The organism is Paenibacillus sp. FSL F4-0125 (assembly GCF_038008565.1).
GTDB lineage: Bacteria > Bacillota > Bacilli > Paenibacillales > Paenibacillaceae > Paenibacillus_AQ.
In genome coordinates, this window is record NZ_JBBOZJ010000001.1 from 4,178,299 (window position 1) to 4,204,036 (window position 25,738).

Below are 25,738 nucleotides of genomic sequence, written 5' to 3' on the forward strand. Positions count from 1 at the left end.
TCTAGAAAATTCTGTACCCTGCAAATCTATAAGCAAGTCGGTAAGAGACTACGATTAAGACTAAGCTAATTAACGATTTAAATAGATTAACTGCGGTTGCGAAACTGAACTGTCCGCTTAGAAGACCTTCTCTATACACGAAGGTATCAATGATATCTCCCTGCTGATAGATCAATGGACTGTACAAGTTAAAGATCTGGTCAAAATTTGCGTTGAGCACATTACCCAGTGCCAAGGTTGCGATTACGATAGCGATTGGGATTAACGCTGGGATTGTGATATACATCGTTTGTTTCCAACGCCCCGCCCCATCCACTTCAGCAGCTTCATAAAGTGATGGATTGATACCCGAAAGTGCCGCTAAAAAGATAATCGTATTGAAACCAAACTCTTTCCAAACATCACTGGCAATGATAGTGAACCTGAACCAGTTGCCGTCTCCTAGGAAGAAAATCGGCTTGATGCCGAATACAGATGTGAGGAATTGATTGACAATACCTGTCTGAGCAAGGATATCAATAAGAATCCCTGAAAGTGTAACCCAAGACAGAAAGTGCGGAAGATAAACGAGTGTTTGAATAGTTCTTTTAAGGCCCATTCTTCTTACCTCATTAAGCAATAAGGCGAAGATAAACGGAATAATCAAGTTCAAAACAATTTTGGAGCAAGCAAAAAATAACGTATTCCACGTAATGGACAGGAAATAATCATTCTCCCACATGTACCTGAAATGCTTAAGTCCGACCCACTCGGAATCAAAAAAACCTAGTGCAGGTTTATAGTCTTGAAATGCCATAAGAATTCCGGACATCGGAATATAAGAAAAAATAAAAACCATGATTGCCGCTGGCAACACCATAAAATGGAGAATCCATGGTTGATTAAAGCCTTTTTTTCTTTTTTTACTCGGCTGACTTTCTAGGCTCGCCTGTGGTATCGAGTTAACCTCCATATTAGCCTCCATATTAGCCTCCATAGCTCTCTCCTGTTCCCAAAAAAAATATTTTGTGTGTGATGGGGATCTCTGCTATAAATAGTATCAGGCGTTTCTCAGGTTTGACTATATAACATTGTTAGGCTTGATAGGGTTTTATTAGGACAACATCTGGAGGGGCATTTATGAATATATGGAAGCGCTTTACAATACTTAGAGGAAACTTACAATCTCGATTTAGTCTGTTTGCCAAAATAAACAGCTTGATCATAATCCTATTCATTCCCATTATTATCATGTATACCTTTTCAAATAACGTCACCTTCGAGGTTGTAGGCAAAGAGTTGCAGACGTCCAATACGAAACAACTTACTTTTTTGTCCAACCAGATCGATTCGCGAATTAATCAGATGATGGACTTCACTCTTATTCTGTCAAGAGATCCCAACGTCAGGGCATTCAATGGACTAAATGTATGGGAAGATCGATACGATCAGATGCAGACCAGATATATTCTCCAGGAAAAGATGGTGCTTCAAGCTGGGGTTACAGATATTTGGCCGACCAGATACGCTGTTCATTCACAGCAAAATAAAGATGTCATCGCCAATTACGACAGACCCATCGGGTACGATGAGGATTATCTAAAAGCAAATATGAGCGGAAGATGGACGTATGGTGATCATGGTGTAGAATCTCAAGGCGATCTAAAATCCTTTTACTGGTTCTTAACGGATTCCTTAGCTCAGCCGGGGACATTAACGGGAAGTAGCCTAGTCATTGAAGCAAGTTTCAGTTATACGAACATTCAGAACATGCTCGATTCTTACAAAGCAGGTGGGCAAGGCGATCCGTTCTTCTATCACAAAGGGGAGAAACCGATCCTCAACCGTAGCGCGGACAAGCAGTTATCCGACGAACTAGTTAATTACCTGGATAATCATTCTCCAGAGAATACCACTCAGGATGTAGTGAAACTAAATGGGAAGAACTATTTGGTCAGTTCTGTAAAATCAGCCTCTTTGGATTGGCATTTAGTTGATGTTGTGCCGCTTTATCAAATTCTCAAACCGATTTCTCTTAGTAGGGATTTATTCTATATCACAATGATTCTGCTATTTGTTGTGGGAGTATCCTCTTCCATTCTGCTATATAGAAACGTTCAATATCCAATTAAAAAGCTAGTCAGCGGTTTAAAGCGCGTACAAGAAGGAGATTACTCCGTACGGCTTCATAGCAATGAGCAAAATGAGTTTTCGTTTCTGTTCCGTCGTTTTAATGATATGTCCCATCAAATTCAAGACCTGATAGAAAATGTATTTAATGAAAAGATCCGGGCTCGAGAAGCTACCCTCAAGCAGCTTCAAGCGCAAATTAATCCACATTTCCTCTATAACTGTCTTGGTTATATTATCAATATGGCCCAGATGAAGGATGAAGACGCTGTCGTATCAATGGCATATAATTTAAGTGCTTACTACCGTTATACCACCCGTATGGAACGGGAGACGGCTTCTTTGGAGGAAGAAATCAAACTCTTGGTCAACTATTTAGATATCCAAAAACTGCGCAACGGCAGAATTGATTATCATATTGATATTCCTGAGGATATGCTTAGCCAATCTGTACCTCGCCTAATGCTCCAACCTATGGTGGAGAATTCTGTGATTCATGGAGTAGCGAAGTCCTATTCATCAGGCGAGATCAAGATTAGTGGTGAGAAGTCAAACGGTTTCTGTAGAATTTATATTGATGACGACGGCCCCGGCTTGAATCCGGATCAGCTAGAAGCATTAAACCGTAAAATGCAAGAGCCTTTACAGGAGGAAATGGGTTGTGGTCTTTGGAATACGAATCAGCGGATCATGCACCTGTTCGGCAATCATTCAAGTCTTACCTTCAAGCCATCCCCTCTCGGTGGATTCCGAACAGAAATTGTCTGGGAAATCCCAACTGAGGATGATAGTTATAAATTAAAGGAACATCAAGGAGACTAACAACATGCAGATGATCATAGTAGACGACGAAGCACACTGGGTAGATAATCTTTCCATGACTAAACCCTGGCATACGCTAGGAATTGAACAGGTGCATAAAGCTTATTCCGCACGTGAAGCACTGCAAATTATCGATACGCATCCCATTGATATAGTGATCTCAGATATCCAAATGCCAGAAATGACGGGAATTGAATTGATTGAACGAATAAGAAAACACAATAAAAAAATTAAGTGTATTATTTTATCCGGCCATTCAGAATTCGATTATGCCAAAAAAGCACTACAGAATAAGACCGTGGATTACTTGCTTAAACCGCCTACAGATGATGAATTGCTCGGAGCAGTTAAAAATGCGATCAATCAATTAAACGCAGAATGGGAGCTCATAAGTTCACTTAGTCGGACCCAGTTTACCCTTCGGGAGAATCTTCCGGTTTTACGGGGGCGATTACTACTGGATGCCTTACAAGGACATCGATTTCAAGCCGGTGAATGGGAACGGAAGCTTGTGAGTTACGATCTGCCCTTCCAATCCGGAGAAGCCGCTTTAATGCTTGTACGAATGGAAGAAGAATTCGGAGAATTTGATAACACCGATCAAACCTTGATCGAATATGCGATCATTAATATGGCTGAAGAAATTATGGGAGAATTTATGGAGGTCTGGGGGGTTAAGGAAGAACATGGTTACCTTGTGTTTCTGCTTCAGCTTAAAGATCAAGGAACCGACCTTGAAAAAGAATCCATATTAGAGAAGCTTTCTTTACAACTTCAGTATAAGGTTAAGCAATTTCTGAAAGGTTCCCTATCCATTGTAATCACGGAGTGGTTCAAATTCCCTGAGCAGCTGTCGACTCGTTTCCAGCAAGCTTCATCTTCTTTCCGTCAAATTGTCGGGGATGAGCGTGAATTCATTATGCGCGTTAGTGACTTGGAGCTTCCTTCAGTGCATGGCCCCTTAGATGCTCTTTATACCCCTCCCACTTTGATTCATCTACTGGAGAGTGGACATTGGGATGCGGCTGAAGAAAAATTGCTTGCCGTCTGTGCCGAGCTGGATGAGAAATGGTCTGAATCCTGGGAGCATTGCATGGAGGCTGGCTTTTTAATTACTGCCTCTTTCACGAATCTCGCACATCGTAATGGTCATACATTGGCAAACTTAATGGGGACCGATATCGAAGCGTTGCAGAGCGGGGATGCTTTTTCCAGCATTAGTAAACTAAGAAAATGGTCTCTAAGTGTTCTGGCCCAGCTAAAAGAAGGAACATCCAACGAAATTAAAGACATTCGTTCCGAGTATGTAAAAAAAATTCAAGATTATACGGATAAGAACTTGCATGATGATGTATCATTACGTGTTCTAGCTGACCATGTAAATCTCCATCCGACACATTTATCAAAAATCTATAAGATTGAAACGGGTGAGGGAATCAGCGATTATATCTCGCGCTTGCGGATGGATCGTGCCTGTCATAAGCTGAAGACCACCACTAAAAAAGTCTATGAAATCAGCATGGAGATTGGATATATGGACCCTGCTTATTTTATCAAAGTATTCAAACGGCAGTTTGGGGTAACACCGCAGGAATATAGAGACACAAAATAAAGAGCATGATAGAGTCCTATCGAAACTAAAAATCTCATATAGATGACATCCCCGACAAGTTGTTAAAGTTACACTTGTAAAGATCATACACAGTAGGGGGAATTGAAGAATGATCAAGTTCAAGAAAATGTGGTCGCTTCTCACGGTCACAGCACTTATCACTCTCACAGCATGTGGCAGTAGCGGCACATCTAATGAGAACACCAAAAATGGCAACGCTACCAATAATACCCAATCCGAAGCAGATGCTGCTTTCGCAAAAGGCAAATACGATCCACCAATCGAGTTCAGTGCCGTATTGATGCCTAAGAAGTATGTTCAAGGTGATACCAAAGAAAACAACGTTCACGATCGCTGGATGCTTGAAACATTGGGTATGAAGCATAAAGATACTTGGTATCCTGCAAATGACGATCAATACAGACAAAAGCTTCAACTTGCCATTGCTTCCGGCGAAAAGCTTCCTGATTTCGTTTTTGCACCAACTAACGCAGTATTGACCAATCAGCTTATTGATTCCGGTCAGTTCATCGCTATTGATGAGTTATTTGATAAGTATGCCAACAAAATTCTGAAAGATCACGTTGCAGCACATCCAGAACTTTGGTACCCATTCACTAAAGACGGTAAGAAGTATAATCTGCCGATCCTTGAATATACCGACAATGATGATACGCTCTTGTGGTTGCGTGAAGACTGGATGGAAAAGCTGAACCTTGAAGCGCCTAAGACCATCGCTGATCTTGAGAACATCATGGACAAATTCAAAAACGAAAACCCTGATGGCTTAGCACCTAAAGATGTGTACCCGCTTGCAATTTCTTTGAAAAACAATACAAATACCTGGATGGGCCAACTCGACTGGTTATTCGGGGCATACGGTACGATTGAGGAACAATGGAACAAAGACAAAGACGGCAATCTAGAATACGGTTCCATTAACCCAGGTGCTAAGCAAGCACTCGCGAAGCTTAGCGAATGGATGGATAAAGGCTATATTCACACGGACTCCGCTCTTTGGGATGAAGGTAAATCTGCTGAGAGCTTCACGAAAGGTGCAGCTGGTATTCTACCAGGCGCCAACTGGGTTCCAGACTGGCCCGCTCCCGACCTTATGAAGAATGTACCTGGTGCGAAGATTAAAGGTTATCCGGTTCCAGCAGGACCCGATGGTTTGATTGGAACCAAATGGCAGAATTCAGGTGTAAACGCTAGTATCATGATTAACAAGGATGCTAAGCATCCTGAAGCGATTTTCTTGTACTATAACTACTTGCTTGATAACTTAGCTAACCCGGCTGCTGGCAGTCAATATGAATATGGCTTTGCTAAAGGTTACGACTGGGATATGATTGATGGACAACCTACAAGTGATAAAGACAAGATTAAAGACTTCTCCAATGAATTCCCATTCTTAACAGGTCCGGCCCGTATTCCTGATCTGTTTATGAAGACTTTGGTTAAACTTGCTGATGGCGAGACACCTGTAACACCTTATGAAAAACAAATGGCAGAGTTCCGTAAACCAGAAAACTGGGCGGCAGGAAAAGTTGTTATGTCGCAGTTAGACGTCCGTAAACAAAACTACTTTACTGGTGCTGCTACACCAACAATGGTTTCCAAATGGAACCTGCTTCGTCAGTCCGAAATGGAAACTTTCAACAAAATTATTTATGGCAAACTGCCAGTAGACTCCTTTGACCAATTCGTTGCCAATTGGAAATCCAATGGCGGTGACCAAATCACTAAGGAAGTTAACGAATGGTTCAAGTCTGTATCCGCGCAATAAGCTTTAACAAGCATAGCAACAAGCAGGAGCGTTCATTCGCTCCTGCTTGTTTTTTTATATAATTCGCACGCCTCTGGTAAAATAGCCAGATTGCCGCTCCCTTTTGGGAAGAACACTCATGGTTGCTTTTGATAGATTGACCCATTTGTCGTCCATCTGTCACATAACTGTTCTCCCTTAATAATAAGGCATTCCCCATCAAGCCTAATAATTACTGGCAAGTCATGGATATAAAATTCCGAGCCTAATTTGGGCACTAACTTCTTTTTAGAACCATCTGGAGTAATAATATGCCCCTCAACCAATTGAAGCTGCTCATTTATTTCCTCACACCTGTAAGTACCATATGGCATTGTAAAGCCGCAAAAAGGTAAATAATTGATGCCCAGAAAATTTAGTTGCGAATCAACATAGTCTTCCCATCTACTCTCTGAAATTTCCAACGAAAGTTTACTTATTGGAGCTGAGTCGAAAAGCTTTCTTGCATATCTACCGTAATCTCTTAAGAACATCTTATAGCCTTCCGCCCCTGGAGGACGATTCCTATAGTATGGTTGATGATTGTCTCTTTCCCAAATTCGCTCCAAAAATGCAGTTCCTCGACGCTTTGCAAGATAATCAATCGTGTCATCCGTATTATTCCTGTACATGTAAATCAATGAGGGTTGAAGCGGGGATATAATCTTATAAATTGCTTCGATAAATGACTGAAGCTGGATGAATGGTGCGTCAGCTAAGATAAAGGTGTATATTTGGAATTGAAAAATACAACTGTCCAAGATTACAATTTGATTGGAGTGGAGTTGTTTCTTTACGAAATGCTCCCACTTTTCAATGGCCACTTGTTTATAACGTTCCAAGTCGAGATTCCATACATCATATCTTTTTAATTCCGTAAACGCATCACTACCTAAGTATTCTTGATAATTCCACTCTACTTCTAGCAGATCAATTCCAATGCCACGCTTTCGTTTAATGAGAAGCTGCTCCAACATCGGAACTGTATGGGGATAACTAGCGATAAATTCTAGATACTCTTTGTTCTCCATATATGCTTCATAAAAAAATAAAGTTGGATGAGGTCTCGCTACTTCGTGAATCCATCTAGCCTGCTCGCCATTTTGCTCTAATTGTTGAAATAATATTCCTGCATTAGTTGATTTGCCTGTTGAAGGAAGCCCCTCCATCAAAATCAACCGGGATTGATTGAGTGTTCGTGGCATAATGAGTACTCCTCGGTTTCTTAAGTATCCCCATAATATGTCAACAAAGGTGGGTTGAGATTGAAGCTTGTGCCTAACTATATCACGCTTAGCAGAATCATTTTGGCAATAATGCTGTTATTCTTCAAGCCGTTAAGTTCGGTCTTCCTTATTATTTATGTCCTTTGCGGAATCACCGATTTGATCGATGGACGTATTGCAAGAATGACGAACACAACAAGTAGTCTTGGTGCAAAGCTAGATTCTGCAGCCGACACAATACTGATAGCTGTCACTTTATTTACATTGTATCCGTTTCTCGGACTTACACATGTAATCATCTTCTGGATCTTTATGATTGGAGTCATCCGTGTAGCATCGATTGGGATTGCTCTTCGCAGATTCAAAACTTACGCAAGCATTCATACCTATGGTAATAAAATCACCGGGCTCCTCTTATTTATAACTCCTCTATGGCTTCTCCACATCGATCACTCCATTTGGAATGTCTTTGTATGTATCATTGCTACCATATCCGCCTTGGAGGAATTCATCATCCAATTCACTTCAAAACAATTAAAGTTAGACCGAAAAGGATTGTTTATTAAAAATTGATCCATTAGAAGCGACTTTCACTCTTCGATTCCGTCAAGCTCAAATAATCAAACTTCACTGAACAGCCTTCACCCTGCGGGGATTGCGCGACTACACCTGCTACGCATTCAGCACCTTTATTCATTCCAAAATATCGGATAAGTGTCCAATTCGCACCGTCCTCTGAATAAGAAAAGGTGACACACTGATTTTGCTTGGTCATACGCAAATAAGGATTGTCTACAGCAACTTGTACGGAGTTACAATCATCTGACATCCCTTCTCTTGTCACCACAGACACGATTATGGGACACTGTCCGTCGAATTCAAAGCAAATCTTGGCCCAGTTATAATGGTCCATCATAAACATTAGGCAGCCTGAATCATATTTATGCCGCATATCGACACTAATTCTGGTTGTCATTTCAAAGGAAGCTCCTACAGGTGTGGATAAGAATGGTGCTGAGCTTGCGATATGTTTACCTGCCGGGTCTTGAAAAAAATCTGATTCAGGAGGTGCAATTATTGTAAGCTCATCTAAGTCTGTAAACTCCCAGCGCTCAGGACGATTCATCCAGCTCAGTTGGTTTCTTGTTTCATTTACAAATAAGTTTAAAGTCATTCTTCTTCTCCTATCGTCAATGATTTTCTGACATTCCCCATGTCTCTTTCCTCTCGCCTACAATTTTTCCTTTCTTTGTAATCATGCCAGATCATTTTTATTTTTACAATCCGCTATGGGATAATAGTGAAATAATCACATAATTTTCTAAACAAAATACCAAAAAGGATAACTCCAAGGAGTTACCCCATGATCACAGTCAACCCTCATCAGGAATGATAAAAGAAACCGTAGTTCCCACACCAGGAATACTTTTTATTTGTAAGCCAATTCCATATAATTGAATCAATCTTCTATCCGTATTAAGCAGCCCAATGCCTTGGTTCTTATAGCTTTTTGGATTTAATAGCTTGCTGACTTGAGCTTCGTCCATTCCCATCCCTGTATCTACAACGTTAAAATGGACAGCATCCGCACGTGTCTCAATGTGAATACGCAGTGTTCCACCTTTAGCCCGACTCAAAACGCCATGTCGAACAGCATTCTCAACTAGTGGTTGAATCGTAAGCGGAGGAATTAACATTTCCAGATTCGCATCTACTTCCCATTCCACATGGAGCCTCTCCTCGAAACGCTGCTGCTGGATATATACGTAATTCTCAACCAGTTCAAGCTCCTGTGACAGCGTAACGAGCTTGCCTGCATTTAAGAAGTCAAAACTAATGCGCAGATAAGTTGCGAACGCATCTGATAACTCTCTCATTTTGGCAGTGTCAAAGTCGCTTAAAGACATAATCGAATTCAGTGTATTGAAAAGAAAGTGCGGATGTATCTGGGCTTGTAAATAAGCACCCTCCATCCTCAACCTATCATTAACCGCCCGCTTCATAGATGAAAGGGACAAGGCGCGATACTTCAACTCCATAGCATCTACCGGCTTGGTGACATAATCATTTGCTCCAGCCAAGAAGCCCGCATAAACATCCTCCCGCTCACTACGAGCGGTCAGTAGAATAATAGGTAATTCATACATCGTGAACCGCTCACGAATCAATCTTGTCAATTCATAACCTGACATACCCGGCATCATCACATCCGTGATGATCAAATCAAATCGATCATGGTTTAATTTATCCAGCGCTTCACGTGCAGAAGTCGCAGTAACCATCTGATAGGTTCCATCTGACAAAATATTTTGCAAAACTTTTAGATTAACCGAATCATCGTCAACCGCCAGAACACGTATAACATCAGAGTCTGGATCAAGCTTTGTGAGTGGCTCTTCTTCCTTCGTCGAATATGTGGCAGCTACCATAGCAGACGTCTCAGCAGTTATCCATGCGCTGAATGGTGACAATGTTTCCGTATCCTTCTCTAGTTGTGTATTCGAAACGGATGATTGAACACTCTCATCTACTACAGGTAATTTGAAGCTGAACTTACTACCCTGACTCGGCTGCGATTGCAACAATAATTCACTACCGTGTAGTTCGACCAGCTCCTTACAGATACTAAGTCCCAGACCGATACCACCCTCGCCATAAGCCCCTTGTTCATAACGCATAAAAACACGCTTTTTCAGTGACTCATCCATACCAATTCCTGTATCTGTGACATGGATCCATACGTGCCCTCCCACTTGCTCTGCGACTAGTTCAACCTTCCCCTGTTCAGTATACTTAAGCGCATTATGAACTAGATTTATCAGAATCTGAACTAATCGCTCCTCATCAGCATACACACACGGCAAATTCTCATCGATATCCATGCTAAGCTCCACCTTTGTTCCACCGGTAAGGAAGCGTAACATATCTAGCACACCCTCCGCCAAGGACCTTACTTGCACGGCTTTTATATTCATCACAATCCGTTTATCCTGCAATCTCACCACATCAAGCAAATCATTCAACATGAGCGACATCCGCCGACTGACCATAATTAGCAGTTCCATGTCACGTTGACTTTCTTCATCCAGCACATGTTTTTTCCTCGTTAACACGCTCTGGGCAATATTCATAATCCCATGCAGGGGAGTCCGTAGTTCATGTGACGTATTCGCCAGAAAACGGTCCTTTAATTTATTTGCCTCTGCTAATTGAGCATTTAATAACACATTCTGATGGGATTGATGAAAGTATCTTCTAAACCAATAAGCTGAAAAAGTGGCTAGTGCAGCAATTAAATCTATCGGATAAAACATAAATTGTGAGGTTCCTGCGTAATAAATAGAAGCCCATAATATATTGTTTAACACAGCAAGCACTGAGCATAATAAAAATAATGCACCCTCAGCACGAATAAATACCATCTTCATAAAATAATAAGCCGTCCAACATACTGGAACGTAATACAGGATCATATAGACCCCTTTTTCGATCGAATATAGCACGGTATCATCTGGACCAAAGATTATAAATAGGGTAAAACCGAGAAGTGAGAGGATATAACTATAAAAGGCCTTACCTTTTCGCAGATTCCCATAGAGCTCTCTACCCATCAGGAATAGGAACAAGCAGAACCCTATATACGAAAGCACCTTTAGCTTCAACGTCCAGATAAAATCAACCTGAAGAAACCGGAACAATAATCCGTTATGTTCAACTCCAATGGATACAGCCGCTGCAACCATCATGGAGAAGAAAATAATCAATTCTGTTTTTCGCACATCCATCAAATAAATGATCAATAAATACAATCCATGTAATAGAAGCAGTACCCCTACGATTAGCTGCAAGCCAATGGAATTCCAGTAAACGGTGTCCACTTCATGTTGAATGCCAAACTCCACGGATCGTACAATGCCTCCTTTTAACGGAGACTCAAAATTTGAAGCTCGAACAAACAGATCCACTTCGTGCTGATCTGTAGGTGCATAACTAATCAGGAATGACTTCTTCACAGAGACATGGTCTTCCTTATCATTAGATAACACACCAAACCGTGAGAGAACTGTTCCATTAATCTCCACTTCAGAAGCCGTATAGATGGATTGGAACCAAAAGCTAAGTGGCTCAGATAAGGGTCGATCCAGCAGAATTCGCAAATGATACGTTCCGTATCCATATGCTTTTTTTTGTTCTTCAGGCTTGAATATAGCATTCCAGTTACCCGGAACTTGTAGCCTCTGTCCCCCAGAAACACTATCAATGTTGGCGTTATTCACCCATTGTTCAGGATAAAACCCCCATTCTCCATCCAGCGGAAAGGAGCTAATTGATTCAATGTCCACCCCGCGTAAATCTAGCACACCTTGCTTCACAGTTGGTGGATTGGACAACGAAAAATGATTATGCCAACCCCAGCGCACCACAAGCAACAAACCTATAAATACTACTATGTATAACATATTACTTAACTTAATTTTATTCTCCGAAGTTCTCATGCACGCCTCATTCTTCGACAAAATTTAATAGTCCTATATCCCCATCTTCCACTATTGAACATTATAGTCTGATTATACTATATTATGAGGTCTGTTGACGTAAGGAATGCAAGGATCAAAGAACAAAAAAAAGAAACTCCAAATTGATCGAAGTTTCCTTTTTTTCTCCATACATTATAACGACTCGCTACTCTTTTTCATTAACATTTCAACCATTTCTTTATATCCCCGATTTTGAGCATGCTCTAAGGGACTAATTCCATCGGAATCTGCAAGATAGATGTCAGCACCGTGCTGAATTAAGAGTTGAACTATAGCCTGATGTTCTTTGCCCCCATCACCCAATATAATAGCTTCTAGTAATGCAGTCCAACCCAGATTATTGACATGATCAATATTGACGTCAGAAGTGGTAAGAAGCTCTTCTACAACGTCCACATGACCACGGTCTGCAGCAGGGATGAGTGCCGTTCCCCCAAACCTGTTCAGGATTGATGTATCAGCACCTGCAGCAACAGATACCTTCACAAAATCAAGCATGCCCTCAGCTCCAGCATAAAGAAGTGGATTATCCGAGCGGTTGTCACGCATATTGATATCGGCACCTTTTTCAAGCAAAAATTTGAATATATCCAGTTGATTCGTGTGTACAGCGATCATAGCGGACGTTCTACCATCTTTGTCCGTAGCATCAATATCTGCACCGTCTGCTAATAGTTTGGCTATAAGATCCTTATCTCCTTGACGAGCAGCAGTTAACAGTGCTTGGTTCAATTTATCCATTTCATTGTTCACCTCCTGAGTTGATTGCTGCCCTTGGTTGTTTAACACCTTGAAATCATCGGTCTGACATCCAGTAATCAAGAGGATAAGTGTTAACACGAGAAAGCGCATGGCAACCAACACCTTTCCTGTGAATTATCCTTAATTCGAAGTTAATGTTGCTTGGGATGTTGCCCATGCACCCAACGGTGTTACAGTATACACTGTGCCTGCAGCCAATTTGCCATTATTCGTAATATCGAATACACCTACCGCACCTTTACGACTGGAGAATTTATACGTTGCAGCCAATGTGTCTCCGTTTGGAGCAGTTAGTTGTACACTTCGACCCGAAAATAATTCATCCCCAGGATCTTGAGCCAAAGTTACATTAATGGATGTTTCGCTGACAGCTTCCGCACCGGAGATTTGCAGTGGCGCTATTTCTTTCGCTTCAAATGATGGATTTGCTATATTGGCCCAGTCGGACGTTACGGTATATTTCACACCCGGTTTCAAGACTTGTCCTTCAGGCAGCCGAAATTTCGGTTCAATCTTACCATCTGTTGATTGTGTGAATGGGACATACTTGGCAACGATAGATTCTCCACCTTCCGGAGTTATCGTTACTTGTCTGCCTTGCATGGAAGAAATGATTTGATACGTGATGCCGTTTGCTTTATTATTCTCATCCAAAACAAATGCGTTAGCACCACGACCACCACTGTATGCAGAGATGACATATCCATAATCAATAACGCCATTTGTTTTCAGTGCTTCAATCTCGAAGGTATCGTTGGTTACCTGAGTGGTTGTCGTCATATCCACCTTCGCTGAATTTCCTACAAATGATCCTGCATTCTTACCTTTGTACGTTAAATTATAATTTGTTCCAGCTTTTTGTACCGATGTAGGAACGATGTACGTTGCAATGGAGCCCGTTTTCAGACGAGGCATATTCGTCAAGGTTAGACCATCATTGAATACAAAATCTTCTTTCGCTTTAGCAAACACTTCATTCTCAGCAGTCAATGGCGCATCCAATGTCACGATTAATGTAATTTCATTGATCGATTTTATACTTGTAATTTGAGCTTTATCGGAAGGCACTACTTTACGAGCTGTATTCAGTAAGGCTGCGACTTCTCCGCGTGTTGCGGGTTCAGGAGTGGAATTCAATTGATTTGCCCAGTAGTTAACCGATAAGACATCACGCTTCAACGCCTTTGATACTACTTGTACAAGCTCTGCATCCGTTACCGCTTCTTTAGGGTTGAATTTACCTTCTTCCGTCTCCATTATCCCTAATCCAACAAGTGCTGATGCATATTGGTAATACCATACGTTTGAATTCACATCGGTGAATGAAGCATCATTCTCCTCGGAACCTTGTAATTTAAAGGTCAATACTACCATTTTCGCTAATTCTGCACGAGTGATTGGATTGTGTACACCCATCGATTGATCAGCATACCCCTGCAACACACCCAGTCCTACAAGTGCTTCAACGGCTTCTTGAATTTCTTTGTCGGATACCTTCGATGCTACTGCGGATATCCCTATGTTGCTTGATGCAGGTGCTGCTTGTACATTTAACACCGCAAAGGGTAAAGAGGTTGTGCCTAGTGCTGCTGCGACCATTAATGCTGCTGCTTTTTTAGAAACTATTTTCACTGTATTTCCCCCTCAAGTATCATTAAGTTAATAGTTGCTCATGTCTATAACTAAATGATAAAGGAAAGAAATAAACTCTCCAGAAACGATTTATTAATAAAGTATTAACTGGATATTAATAATATCGAAAATCGTCAAGGATAGCGCCATTACACCGTAAATCGGTATCCCGCACCCCACACCGTTTCAATATATTGTGGATTCGAGGGATCTGATTCCAGCTTTTCTCGAATTTTGCGAATATGAACCGTCACTGTTGCGATATCCCCGCTGGAATCCATCCCCCAAACCCGTTCGAATAGATCATCTTTGCTAAACACCCGATTCGGATAGCTCGCTAAAAAGACCAGTACATCGAACTCCCGCGCTGTAAACAAAACCTCTTGATTACGCACAAACACCCTGCGGGAATTTTTATCGATATGGACTCCTCGAATTTGAATCTCATGCTTCTCCATAGGTTCCAGCTTACTAAGCATGCGTTCATATCTTGTTAGGTGCGCCTTCGCTCTTGCTACTAATTCACTTGGACTAAAGGGCTTCGTTATATAATCATCCGCTCCGAGATTAAACGCCCGAAGCTTATCGATTTCTTCTTTTTTCGCAGATACGATAAAGATCGGTACTTCCTTCGCCTCCCTGATACGGCGGCATAATTCAAAACCATCGATGCCAGGTAACTGCAAATCTACGATAATAAGATTGTAATCCCCTTCCAGAGCCTGCCCAAGCCCTTCAGAACCTGTATGACATATATCAACGGCAAAACCGTTCAGCTCAAAATAATCTTTTTCCAATTGCGCTATCGTTGCCTCATCTTCAATAATCAGAATCCGTGTCATGTGACTGAAATCCTCCTTCGTCGGTCGTTCGCTTTAAAGTAAAGAACAGGCTTGATCCCACACCTGGTTCACTTTCCATCCAAATCGCTCCACCATGTCCTTCAATAATCTGACGAGCGATCGCAAGACCAAGTCCACTGCCGCCTGTCGATAAGTTTCGAGAAGGCTCCGCGCGATAAAACCGTTCAAAGATATGTGGAAGAGCTTCAGCATCAATGCCCATTCCATTATCCTTCACTTCAACCGTCACCCATTCACTATCAACTTGCAGAGAAAAGCGGATTAAAGGCTGAGGTTTGTCCATATACTTTAGCGCATTTCCAATTACGTTCAGTAATACCCGTTTTAATTTATCCAAATCTGCAAGAACCTCAATACGTTCGGAGGTGTGATTGTCTAGCTGAAATGAAACTCCTTTATTTTCGTTATTGTAGCGCATCTCTTCGATACAGTCCTCAAGGAATGCAATAATATCAACAGCTTCGAACGAAAATGGAACCTGATTCAAATCCAGTTTGGAATATAAGAACAATTCATCGACCAATTTATCCATTCCAATAGTTTTGTTATAAATAATGTCGACGTACATGTCCATCTTCTCAGGTGTATTGGCGACGCCATCTCTTATGCCCTCAATAAAGCCTTTAATATTTGTGATCGGAGTCCGCAAATCATGTGAAATATTTGAGATTAACTCTTTTCGATTCTCCTCATATTGCAGACGAAGGTTCACTGACTCTTGTAACCTCTGTCTCATCATTTCGAACGCTTTATTTAACTCCCCTATCTCATCTTTGGATTGCAGGTTAAGCTCAAATTGAAGGTCACCCTCTTGAATTCGTTCTGCGGAGTCCCTTAACTTGTTCAGTGGTTTAATAACACTTCGTGTAATCCAGCGATATAATAGCAGATTCGCAACTACAAGAACGCCAATTAATATCAATGAAAAGATTGGTAGCAGCCTCCGTGTGAGTTCCGCAAATGGACTATGCTCTTTGATGACGAAAACACTGCCTTTCGCCCCATCCGAATATTTAAAGTCAAATTTGGCATAGCCATAAAATCTTTCTTTAATATTAAATGTGTTACGAATCTGATAGTTATTCAGATCGTAAGGTGGTAAAGCATCCTTTAACTCAGGTTGATTGAAGGTGCGTGATTCAAAAACGGGGTCATTCACTCGCCTTACAAATAGTCCTGCTTTCTCAGTCTTTAGCTTAAAATCATACTCCAGTAACAAATCCTTGTTCTGCAATTCATCGGGGTCATGCTTGGCTAAATACTTTAATTCTAAAAAAATCGATTCTTCTTGCTCTGACAACGGATTTAATTGATAGTGCACTTTATAAAAATCACGAAGACTGTGAACATCTCCTGTAGAAGCAATTGTAAATAAAGCTGCCGTCATTACGATCATAAGTAAACTAACGACTAGCATTCCCGTATAAGATAACAGTAATTTTATCCGAATTGACACGACTTCTCCCCTCTCGCTAACAATGGAGCCGCTAAATAATCATCTCCGTATTTTAGTGAAATACTATCACATGGGGGGAGCGTTTGCTAACAGAAAAAAACTCCCACCAACACTCGGTAGAAGTTTTTATAGAACTTAATTTACGCGTGATCATCAAATTCTATATAGATTGATCTGATAATTTTCCTATTTCGGGTTGGTCGTGACTCCAGAGAATGTTTGGACTTCCGGCACTTTTCTCTTTTTTGAAAATTTTCAAGTTTAATTTATATTGGTACGTTTTCCAGCGAAGAGAATACTTTATCGAAGCCTGCTTTGGAACGAGAAAATAATTCAGATGAACTTTGCCCGGAAGCCGGCGCCAGAACTTCTTGGGCGATCACACCGGTATACCCGATCTTTTTCAGGCTTCCCAAGAATCCTGTGAGATCAATAGAACCTTCTCCTGGATACAATCGATCGAAATCTAACAATTCCTCTATCGGTAGAGGTTTAGCATCATTAATATGGACATATGCAATTTGATGCGGTTGTAATTTCAGCAGATCCTCACTCGTTAATCCATTCGTATGCCAATGATAGGCGTCAAGTAACAATCCGATATTTCTCACTTGAATCGTTTCCATCCAACTTAACGTATCCTGCATCGACCAGATCAATGGATTTGCCCATTGTGTACGTAAGTGATGAGGGCCTACGAACTCTAATGCTAATGAAATTCCATAAGCGCCTAATATTTCCGCGCAAAATCTTAAACGTCTTGTGGCTGCAATCATAAAAGGTGCGACCGGAAGATCTGTCGAAGGTAAAATATATGTACAGCATGTCGTGCATTTTAATGCAGCAGCGGCCTCAGCCATCTGGATAAGCGATTTCAACCCTTCCCTGAAGCTTTCCTCTGTCGTGCGCCAATCTACCACTAAACCAAATGATCCTAGCATGATGCCATGGCTTTCCAGCAATTGAACAGCCCCATCCTTACCATACTGCTGCACTAATTCCAATGGATTCGCGTCTATCGACTGAAAGCCGAATTGGCTCGCAAGTCTGATATATTCTTCATTAGAGCTGAGTTCACCTAAGCCTGCTGTTGTTAATCCTCTTATCATCGTCGTTCTCCTCCTTTATAACTAATTATCAAAATAGACAATAATTCTAGAAATATTATATTATGTCCAATAATTAATAGCGGTCTACTCGCTAAAGTATGATGAACATTAAGGTGATAAATATATAGGATATACCACATAAGCTGGTCGCGGAATATCCCGGTTGTTAATTTGATCAAACTTGCTGATTTAAATCAATTGCTCAATAAGAGTTTGCCTTGTTACCGCACCACAACTAACAGTACAATAATTCCGAGCCAAAACAGCCAGCTTACTGGGTGACCGAAATTTAATCCCCAGCCGACTCCGAGCCTTTTCTTGACGATTAGGTTTGGATCTTTGCTATTGAAATAAATCATACCTAATAACCATTTATCATCATCATGGACAGGTCTGACATTGGAGCTATCGGCAGATCGCTCCAAGCGGCTTTCTCTCTGACCGGCCCAGAACGTTAAAGCGAAGGCGTATAGGATGATAAGGGCTATTATGATTAGGATAATAGGGATAGCGAAATTCATGTTAAGCAGAGATATCATGTTTAGTTGCACGACGGAAAACAGGATAACTATTAAGAAGCTTGCTGTAATCATAAAATATGACCAAGTACGGCGGTAAGTTACGTCTTGTCTGATGGAACGATTAGGATCAGTGGGTTGAAACTGCTGCTTCACTCTGCGAATACTCCAATTCTCAAATATGAACAAAAGTGTTATCAACACTTGCATTATCGTAGACATAAATACAGTACTAAAAGATTTAGCTGCATAGCCGTCTACGATCCAACTGCTGTTGTAATGGATCGGAATCTGATCAGGAATCAGATCGTAGTTACGTAGCACAGTTACAATAGTAACACCAATAATTAAAACATGAATGAGGAACCAATTACTAGACAAGCCAATGTTTCTTTTCCGAAATCCAGTGTCCACTGCCATGATCGATGGTTCCAGAGCAATAGGCAGCATAGGTAGTAAACTTTTCATTTTGAAATGATAGCTAATGTTTATGACTAGGGAGATTACGACCATGGCCAGTGAATAAGTGACAATGATCCAACTTTGTTGCATGGAATGTTCGTCACCGTATATTAGACAGATGATACAAACAATGAATAGGATAGTATGCAAGGTAGTACTAATCCAAGCATATGACTTCCGCATCTGGCGCAGAGGCTCACTATGGAATTGTACAGGGCTGACGGTGACCCCAAAATTAATCGTCTCTCTTGATAAATAAGGCATGCTAACCATGAGTACAATGGCAGGTACAAATACAAAGATCATTACTATAACAGGCATTATCGTCATATCATTCGCCTCCTCTTATGCATAAGTATGTATTTGAAAACTATTTGAAAACTCTATAGCATATCCTATTAACTTAGGATAGTTAATCGACTTGAACATAAATTTAATTATAATCGATTTTAGTGATTATAGGGCTTAAATTAACAATTTATCCAGTTTTTTTGCTATGCAGAGCTACTCATCTGACAACTGAATTATGGCAAGTACATCTGTTTGAAATTCTGTGAGAAGGTAATGGATAGGTTTTCGGATGAAGGGTGGGATAACCAGCAGTAGCAAAATTGAGCGAAATGCTCGCCTCGGATCTGAATGGTGCGGATTGCTGCGTCAGAGTATAAATAAGTTCTTCCATGCATGTTTTATTGCATCAATTGGAAGATTATTAAGATTGCTAACTATACTTTAAAACAAAAAAAACCCACCAATATTTATATTAGCAGGAGTTTTATAAATTGATTCACGCGAACATCTCATCAATGACAGGTATGTGTGAATCAATAAACATTGCCAGCAATATACTACCTCTGGCTATTTGATTAAACTAACAAAATAATATGAAGAATAGTGCAAATATTAGGAACGTCTAACCAAATAGACTCCCTTAACAACTTTTCGGCATAATGTCACTTGACCAGTATTCATTAAAACCGTTATCTCAACAGGACTTTAATTTGTAATAATTACATTATTAATGAGTCATTATCCACTTTTCATCCTAACAACACCATAAATGTATTTAATTACAATAAGTCACTCTTTACGTAGACAATATCTATGATCAAAAAAAGCAAACCATTTACAATCAAACTATTCGCATTGCTAATATCCATAGCAGTTAAAGGTATTACATAAGTGATTAAATAACTAAGCACTCTCTCGTTAATTGGCTTCAATCCATTTAAATCTAAAATACCCAACTGCGATAAAAGATACAACAAAAAGAATAACTATCACAATCCAGAAAGATAGCTTTAGTTCATCATTCAAAACACGCTTGAAATATGTAAAAGGGTGCTAATTTAAAATCATAGCTGTTGATACCTAGTAGTGGGGCATATGACGAAATAAAGAGATGCTTAGAAGGCATTTTAATCTTTTTCTCCACGCCCTAAACGGTCAATATCCATGACCACTACTCCATCATAGAGCTGGTCTTCAACATGCCGAAATAACTTCTGCATTTCCTTACGGGACTCTATCTTTTCACCAGAGGCCACTTCTTCATAGAGTCTATAGGTCCAATTTCGATTCTCGACTAAGGTACCTGATTTGTATCACTTCTATGATTCCACACGTTCCTTTTATTGACGAATTTTTCTTTCAATATTAAACTATAAATAAGAAATTAAATTCCAAAAAATCGTTTTTTTCATTTATTAAATTTATCCCAACATTACGGCGCAGGAGGAAATGAAGATGACGACGACACCAAACATCATCGTAATGAACCATCCAACTAGAGAGCAGCTTGAAAATATTTACGATATTTTAGATGAATGCTTTTCCGTAGGCCGAGCCTTTTTCCAAGAAAGATTAGACCTAGACACCACATATGATCCAGATACAACATGGTTTGCGATGGTTGACGATAAGATTGCATCTAATGTACAAATTTTTCCGTTTCATATTAGAGTCGGTCAAGCGATCTTGAAAACGGGTGCAATGGGGAGTGTCGGTACAGATCTAAATTACCGCGGGCTGGGGCTTGCTCACAAAATTCTTCATGCGCAGACCAACTATATGAAAGAAACCGATTATGATATAAGTTTGCTTTTGGCTAGCAAGCATGCGTTTTATGAAAAGGCTGGCTGGAGACTTATTCCGGAGACTGCTTTCGCAATTGAAAAACCTGCAAGTTTGGAGCAGCAGCAAAACAGTGATGAAATCATTCCTTTTGAAACATGTTATCTCGATGATATCCGTTTCATTTATGAACAATTCAATAAGAATCGTACCTACACCGTGATCCGAAGTAGAACGTATTGGAATGATTTATTGACCTGGCCGGAATGGAAGAAAGTTGACTGCTTGCTCCTTCGCAGAAATGGAAAAATCGTCGCTTATGGCATCATTGAAAAGAAAGATACTGAACAAGTATTTATTAATGAATTATTGTATTTGAATGAAGCCGAAAACGGCGTTGAAGCTTTGTTTCATGCCTTATGTCAGCTGCGCCAAAATGCAAAGCAAATATTAGCGATGCTCCCAGAGGACCATAAGCTATATTCCTATTACCAACAGCATCAAGCAAATTCAATTCAAATCAATATGGCGATGTGGAAAATGATCAATCTCAGTTCAACTTTCCATAAGCTTCAGCCTGAATTAGAAGATCGCCTAAACCGTAGCAACATAATTGCAGACCAGGAGCTGCATATTGCACTTCGCAGCAATGAGGACTGTATCTACTTGGATTATAAGCAAAAGCGCCTTTCTGTTTCCGATGCTAGTAATCATACCAATCCCTATACTTCAATAGAAGTAGATGAACGCGACCTAATGACTTATATCATGTTCGGCTATAATGAAGCAGGCGCAGCAAAGGACAGTACTGAGCACGCTAACATTCTTCAGACTCTATTTCCGAAACAACAAGCCGTGTTTTATTTGACAGATAAATTTTAAGCCATTTTTGATTCCTACCATTTTAAAATAAGGGTGTGTCGCAAGTCCAACTGCTCGGACTTATGACACACCCTTATTTTTGCTTAGCGACAAAAACTAGTCGTTGTTCATTTTTGATCTTCCTAACAGGACAGCACCGTAGGCTGCATCCTTAATCGGCAAAATCAGCTTTGTTTGCGGGTAGCTCTGTGCGAGCTTTCGCTCCAAGGCTTCTTTCACAAAGCGAGACTTTTGCAGCACACTTCCTGCAATCGCAATCGGACTTTTATATAGCTTAAGCCGTTCAATAACAGGCACAACAAGCTCATATAGATTGGCTGCACATTTCTCCGCTAACGCTATTGCATGTGCATCGCCCTTCTCGCATGCGGTCGTCATAATCGGTGCGAGCTGCGCAATATCTTTTTTCGTCGTATTTTTATCATAAACAAAGCCAATAATCTCTTTCACAGTGCTTAATCCAAGCTGCTCATATACCATCGCTGGGATGACCGTATCAGTTATTCTTCCGTCCTCCACTTGAACTAATACGGATAATAGATCGCGCCCAATGCTATAACCGCTTCCCTCGTCATCAATCAGATGACCAAAGCCTCCTGTGCGATGCTGCTCTCCTTTTTCATTGACCCCAAAGCAAATCGATCCTGTACCGGCAATGAGAATGATGCCTTGCATCGCATTTTGTGCCCCGTATAATGCGGTTTCTTGATCGCCTGTAATCGTTAATGGCCCGATATAACCGTTATTTCTCACATGCTGCTCCAAAAGATTGATGACCAGCGGATTACTTATTCCTGCCGCACCTATACATATATGAGCAACTTCTTGTAAATTACCGCAGTAGAGCTTCGTTTGACTAAAAATTTCCTCAAAGGAAGCGGCAATAGCATCAGCATCACCACCGTTATAATTAATAGGCCCTACAGTAAAGGTTAATAAAGCGTCTTCCTGGTCATGGGTAATTGTGACAGCTGTTTTCGTGCCGCCCCCATCAATTCCAATGATAAATGCCATACCTATGTCCCCTTGTTGTACTTTTTTCAAAGATAAGAATTTATATGTTTCACGCGATATATTATCCTTATATTTCTCGCATGAACGCTTGCCGTCCCCTAAAAGGACGCCGAAGGCGTTTATGCTTGTCTACATCTGTATCGTAATATTGGCGGTGGGTACAACCTCACCATTTAGGATTGGAAGGAGTGATTTGAATGCATCAAGTGTATACTCAAATGCCGCAATTCCGCAGAACTCGCCTTCGATTAACGGTAAATCATACGGGCGACCTAATGTAATGGCCGTTACTTTGCAGCCTGCTGCCAGCAGCTTCTGAACAAGCGCAAGCTGACCTTTGTTTTCACGCGCATTGAACAAGCCGATTACAATATGCTTGTAGCCTTGTACCTTTGGCAGCGCAGCGTTGATTTGCTCATCGCTCGGGTCAATGTCGATAATCTCATAAGCTGTATTAAAATGCTCCCCCATATATTGCGGAAAGCTAAGAGCTTGATTCAAGCTGCTGGACGCAAGATCGGTGCGGTATGAATAGGAACCCATAAATAACACTTGCTCGTCACCGGTATGAACGGGCTGGAGCTCACCTTTAATGAGGCAGATTGTTTCCGTACGCATTAGCTCATTTGCTCGGCGATGTACATCGCAGCCAACTAGTTCATAATCTAGCTCCTCAATCGTCGCATATTGTGCTTTATAAGCTAAAATTTTTGTAACAGCTGCATCAATTAGCGCTTCATCCAAATCACCGGTGGCTACAGCTTCTTCGATCAAATGAACTGCTTCCTTCACTGTCTCAGGAGTATGACTAATGAATACCAAATCAATCCCTGCTTTAACAGCTCCTAACGCTCCTTTTGCTGTACCATAGTATCGTTTGATCGCGTCCATTTCTAAACAATCCGATACAACTAACCCTTTATATCCTAATTTTCCTTTTAATATCTCTGTAATAATGGTATGAGACATAGTTCCGGGCACACCGGATTTTTCAATTTTCGGAAATAAAATATGTGCACTCATAATCGCTTGAGCGCCTTGCTCAATTGCGGCCTTAAACGGCAGCAGCTCAAGCTGCTCTAATTCCTCAAGTGTTTTTTCAATGGTAGGCAAGCCAATATGTGAATCGACATTTGTATCACCATGACCTGGAAAATGCTTAAGCGAGGACATGACGCCTCCATCAAGCAATCCCTTCATCATTTGAATTCCATACTGGGATACTGTTGCAACAGAATCACCATAGGAACGAACATTTATGACTGGATTCAATGTATTATTGTTAACGTCCATAACTGGAGCTAGATTAAAATTAATACCTAATGCTTTCAATTCTCTGGCAGTCATTCTGCCTGCTGCATACGCATTTTCAGGTCGTCCTGAAGAAGCAATTGCCATGGCTCCAGCAACATTGGTCGCGTCTTTAGGCATACGAGTGACTCGACCACCTTCTTGGTCGATCGTAATAAAACCCGGGATACCAGTATGTGTCGTGTACCATTGCTGCAGCTCAGTAACAAGCTCGCCTAATTGATATTTATTTTCGATATTATGTGAGAATAAAATAATATTGCCGACTTTATAATGCTCAATAACTTCCTTCAGCTCAGGAGTGATCTCGGTTGAAGGGAAGCCTGTTACGAACATTTGTCCAATCTTTTCGCGCAAGCTCATATGTTCTATTGTTCTCATCAATTATTCACCTTCCTCTAGCGATATAAATGATACTGCTGTGTTATTTCTGCAAATTGCTTGCTTTCCGCTGCAAACTGTTCAAGCAGCTGCTTGGCTTGCATATTTTCCGTACGATACATGTTGTCTCCCCCCAGCAAATCGATAAATGGACGAGAGCCCTCCTTCACAGGAGGCAGGAATGAAAATTGCTCGTACAAATCTCTTATCGTAAATAATAAGGTTACCCCAACTTCTAAAGGCCTCAGCACTTGGAGATCTGTAATGTAAATTTGTACCCCGCCGCATAGCTCGCCACAATGTTTAGATGACGTTGGCTTGAAATGAACTGGACGAAAAAGCACACCCGGGATACCTTTTGCATTCATCTCATCTGCCAATTGCTGCGCTTGAATGAACGGAGCACCAATCATTTCAAACGGGAACGTTGTGCCTCTTCCTTCCGAGCAGTTCGTGCCTTCAAATAAACATGTTCCTGTATATAATAACGCTGTTTCATATCGTGGCATTCCAAGTGAAGGATGAACCCAAGTTAATCCTGTATCCGGGAAGGACATGCTCCGTTCCCAGCCTTCCAAACGAACGACATGCAGCGATGCATTCCAATTCATTTGATCATTTGCCATCGTTGCTACCTCACCTGCTGTTAAGCCGTATCGCACGGCCAGCTCGTAATTTCCAACAAATGATTTGAAGCCGGGCTTCAAGACATTCCCTTCTACCGTTACCCCGTTAAGCGGATTAACACGATCAAGAACAACAAATTCTACACCTGCATTTGCACAATCTTCAAGTGCATACAGCATCGTATAAATAAATGTGTAATAGCGTACACCAACATCTTGAATATCGTATACAATGATGTCTACTTCATTCAGCATTTCTTTGGTTAAACGCTTGGAGTCTTTACGGTACAAGCTATAGACTGGAACATTCGTAAAAGGATCCATGTATGTGTCTACTACTGCCCCTGCATCCAAATCTCCGCGAACGCCATGCTCAGGTGAAAACATCGCAGCAAGATTAAAATTTTCATGTAATATAGTAATCGTTGATGCAAAATCCTTCGTAAGACCTGTCGGCGCTGTAATCAATCCTACGCGCTTACCTTCGAACAAGTAACGATAATTCGTTATAGAATCAATCCCATTTAACACCATA

The 25,738-nt window shown here is 40.9% G+C and carries 18 protein-coding genes and 1 pseudogene; 5 read left to right on the plus strand and 14 right to left on the minus strand.

Features of this window, described 5'->3' with window-relative positions; translation table 11 throughout:
- Position 1: 1 nt before the first annotated feature.
- On the minus strand, positions 2-952 hold the full coding sequence (locus NST74_RS18595; protein ID WP_042132288.1) for an ABC transporter permease: 951 nt from the start codon (positions 950-952) through the stop codon (positions 2-4).
- A 167-nt stretch (positions 953-1,119) separates the two neighbouring features.
- Between NST74_RS18595 and NST74_RS18600 the strand changes: the two genes are divergently transcribed.
- The 3 genes from NST74_RS18600 to NST74_RS18610 all read left to right on the plus strand — a co-directional run bounded on the left by NST74_RS18600 (position 1,120) and on the right by NST74_RS18610 (position 6,332).
- On the plus strand, positions 1,120-2,931 hold the full coding sequence (locus tag NST74_RS18600) for a sensor histidine kinase (RefSeq protein WP_341113745.1): 1,812 nt from the start codon (positions 1,120-1,122) through the stop codon (positions 2,929-2,931).
- Between the two features lie 4 nt (positions 2,932-2,935).
- Positions 2,936-4,543 (plus strand): response regulator transcription factor, encoded by a 1,608-nt coding sequence (locus NST74_RS18605; protein WP_341113748.1) that lies wholly within the window; start codon positions 2,936-2,938, stop codon positions 4,541-4,543.
- A 109-nt stretch (positions 4,544-4,652) separates the two neighbouring features.
- Entirely contained in the window at positions 4,653-6,332 is a 1,680-nt protein-coding gene (locus tag NST74_RS18610) for an ABC transporter substrate-binding protein (protein WP_341113750.1), read from the plus strand.
- A gap of 116 nt (positions 6,333-6,448) precedes the next feature.
- Here NST74_RS18610 and NST74_RS18615 read toward each other — a convergent pair whose 3' ends face one another.
- Positions 6,449-7,555 (minus strand): hypothetical protein, encoded by a 1,107-nt coding sequence (locus NST74_RS18615; protein WP_341113751.1) that lies wholly within the window; start codon positions 7,553-7,555, stop codon positions 6,449-6,451.
- A 69-nt stretch (positions 7,556-7,624) separates the two neighbouring features.
- Here NST74_RS18615 and NST74_RS18620 point away from each other — a divergent pair, with 69 nt between their 5' ends.
- On the plus strand, positions 7,625-8,149 hold the full coding sequence (locus NST74_RS18620) for a CDP-alcohol phosphatidyltransferase family protein (protein WP_341115928.1): 525 nt from the start codon (positions 7,625-7,627) through the stop codon (positions 8,147-8,149).
- Positions 8,150-8,153: 4 nt separating this feature from the next.
- Here the strand turns inward: NST74_RS18620 and NST74_RS18625 are convergent, their stop codons facing one another.
- From NST74_RS18625 to NST74_RS18665, 9 genes and pseudogenes are all read right to left on the minus strand, one after another.
- Complete coding sequence (locus NST74_RS18625; RefSeq protein ID WP_341113753.1) at positions 8,154-8,750, minus strand: DUF1349 domain-containing protein; 597 nt, start codon at positions 8,748-8,750, stop codon at positions 8,154-8,156.
- A 199-nt stretch (positions 8,751-8,949) separates the two neighbouring features.
- Entirely contained in the window at positions 8,950-12,036 is a 3,087-nt protein-coding gene (locus tag NST74_RS18630; RefSeq protein WP_341113756.1) for an ATP-binding protein, read from the minus strand.
- A gap of 210 nt (positions 12,037-12,246) precedes the next feature.
- Positions 12,247-12,966: an ankyrin repeat domain-containing protein gene (locus NST74_RS18635; protein WP_341113759.1), complete on the minus strand. Its 720-nt coding sequence runs from the start codon at positions 12,964-12,966 to the stop codon at positions 12,247-12,249.
- Positions 12,967-12,996: 30 nt separating this feature from the next.
- Positions 12,997-14,508, minus strand: a complete 1,512-nt coding sequence (locus NST74_RS18640; protein WP_341113760.1) for an S-layer homology domain-containing protein — start codon at positions 14,506-14,508, stop codon at positions 12,997-12,999.
- Positions 14,509-14,657: 149 nt separating this feature from the next.
- A complete protein-coding gene (locus NST74_RS18645) occupies positions 14,658-15,350 on the minus strand; it encodes a response regulator transcription factor (protein WP_341113762.1) in 693 nt (230 codons plus the stop codon).
- A complete protein-coding gene (locus NST74_RS18650; protein ID WP_341113766.1) occupies positions 15,328-16,827 on the minus strand; it encodes a sensor histidine kinase in 1,500 nt (499 codons plus the stop codon). Before NST74_RS18650 ends, NST74_RS18645 begins: the two co-directional genes overlap by 23 nt.
- 266 nt (positions 16,828-17,093) lie before the next feature.
- Positions 17,094-17,936 carry a sugar phosphate isomerase/epimerase family protein gene (locus NST74_RS18655; RefSeq protein ID WP_341113767.1) on the minus strand — a complete coding sequence of 281 codons (843 nt, stop codon included), beginning with the start codon at positions 17,934-17,936 and terminating at the stop codon, positions 17,094-17,096.
- Between the two features lie 221 nt (positions 17,937-18,157).
- On the minus strand, positions 18,158-19,246 hold the full coding sequence (locus tag NST74_RS18660) for a DUF1648 domain-containing protein (protein ID WP_341113769.1): 1,089 nt from the start codon (positions 19,244-19,246) through the stop codon (positions 18,158-18,160).
- Between the two features lie 1,088 nt (positions 19,247-20,334).
- Positions 20,335-20,487, minus strand: a pseudogene (locus tag NST74_RS18665) (recombinase family protein); the annotation flags it as partial.
- Between the two features lie 175 nt (positions 20,488-20,662).
- On the opposite strand from NST74_RS18665, the gene NST74_RS18670 reads away from it, so the two are divergent.
- Positions 20,663-21,871: a GNAT family N-acetyltransferase gene (locus NST74_RS18670; RefSeq protein WP_341113770.1), complete on the plus strand. Its 1,209-nt coding sequence runs from the start codon at positions 20,663-20,665 to the stop codon at positions 21,869-21,871.
- A 96-nt stretch (positions 21,872-21,967) separates the two neighbouring features.
- Here NST74_RS18670 and NST74_RS18675 read toward each other — a convergent pair whose 3' ends face one another.
- The 3 genes from NST74_RS18675 to NST74_RS18685 all read right to left on the minus strand — a co-directional run bounded on the left by NST74_RS18675 (position 21,968) and on the right by NST74_RS18685 (position 25,737).
- On the minus strand, positions 21,968-22,885 hold the full coding sequence (locus tag NST74_RS18675; protein WP_341113771.1) for an N-acetylglucosamine kinase: 918 nt from the start codon (positions 22,883-22,885) through the stop codon (positions 21,968-21,970).
- A gap of 129 nt (positions 22,886-23,014) precedes the next feature.
- The gene (locus NST74_RS18680; protein WP_341113773.1) at positions 23,015-24,577 is read right to left on the minus strand and encodes a glycoside hydrolase family 3 protein; all 1,563 of its coding nucleotides are present in this window, start codon (positions 24,575-24,577) and stop codon (positions 23,015-23,017) included.
- A gap of 17 nt (positions 24,578-24,594) precedes the next feature.
- Positions 24,595-25,737 carry an exo-beta-N-acetylmuramidase NamZ family protein gene (locus NST74_RS18685; RefSeq protein ID WP_076141025.1) on the minus strand — a complete coding sequence of 381 codons (1,143 nt, stop codon included), beginning with the start codon at positions 25,735-25,737 and terminating at the stop codon, positions 24,595-24,597.
- Between the last annotated feature and the right edge of the window lies 1 nt (position 25,738).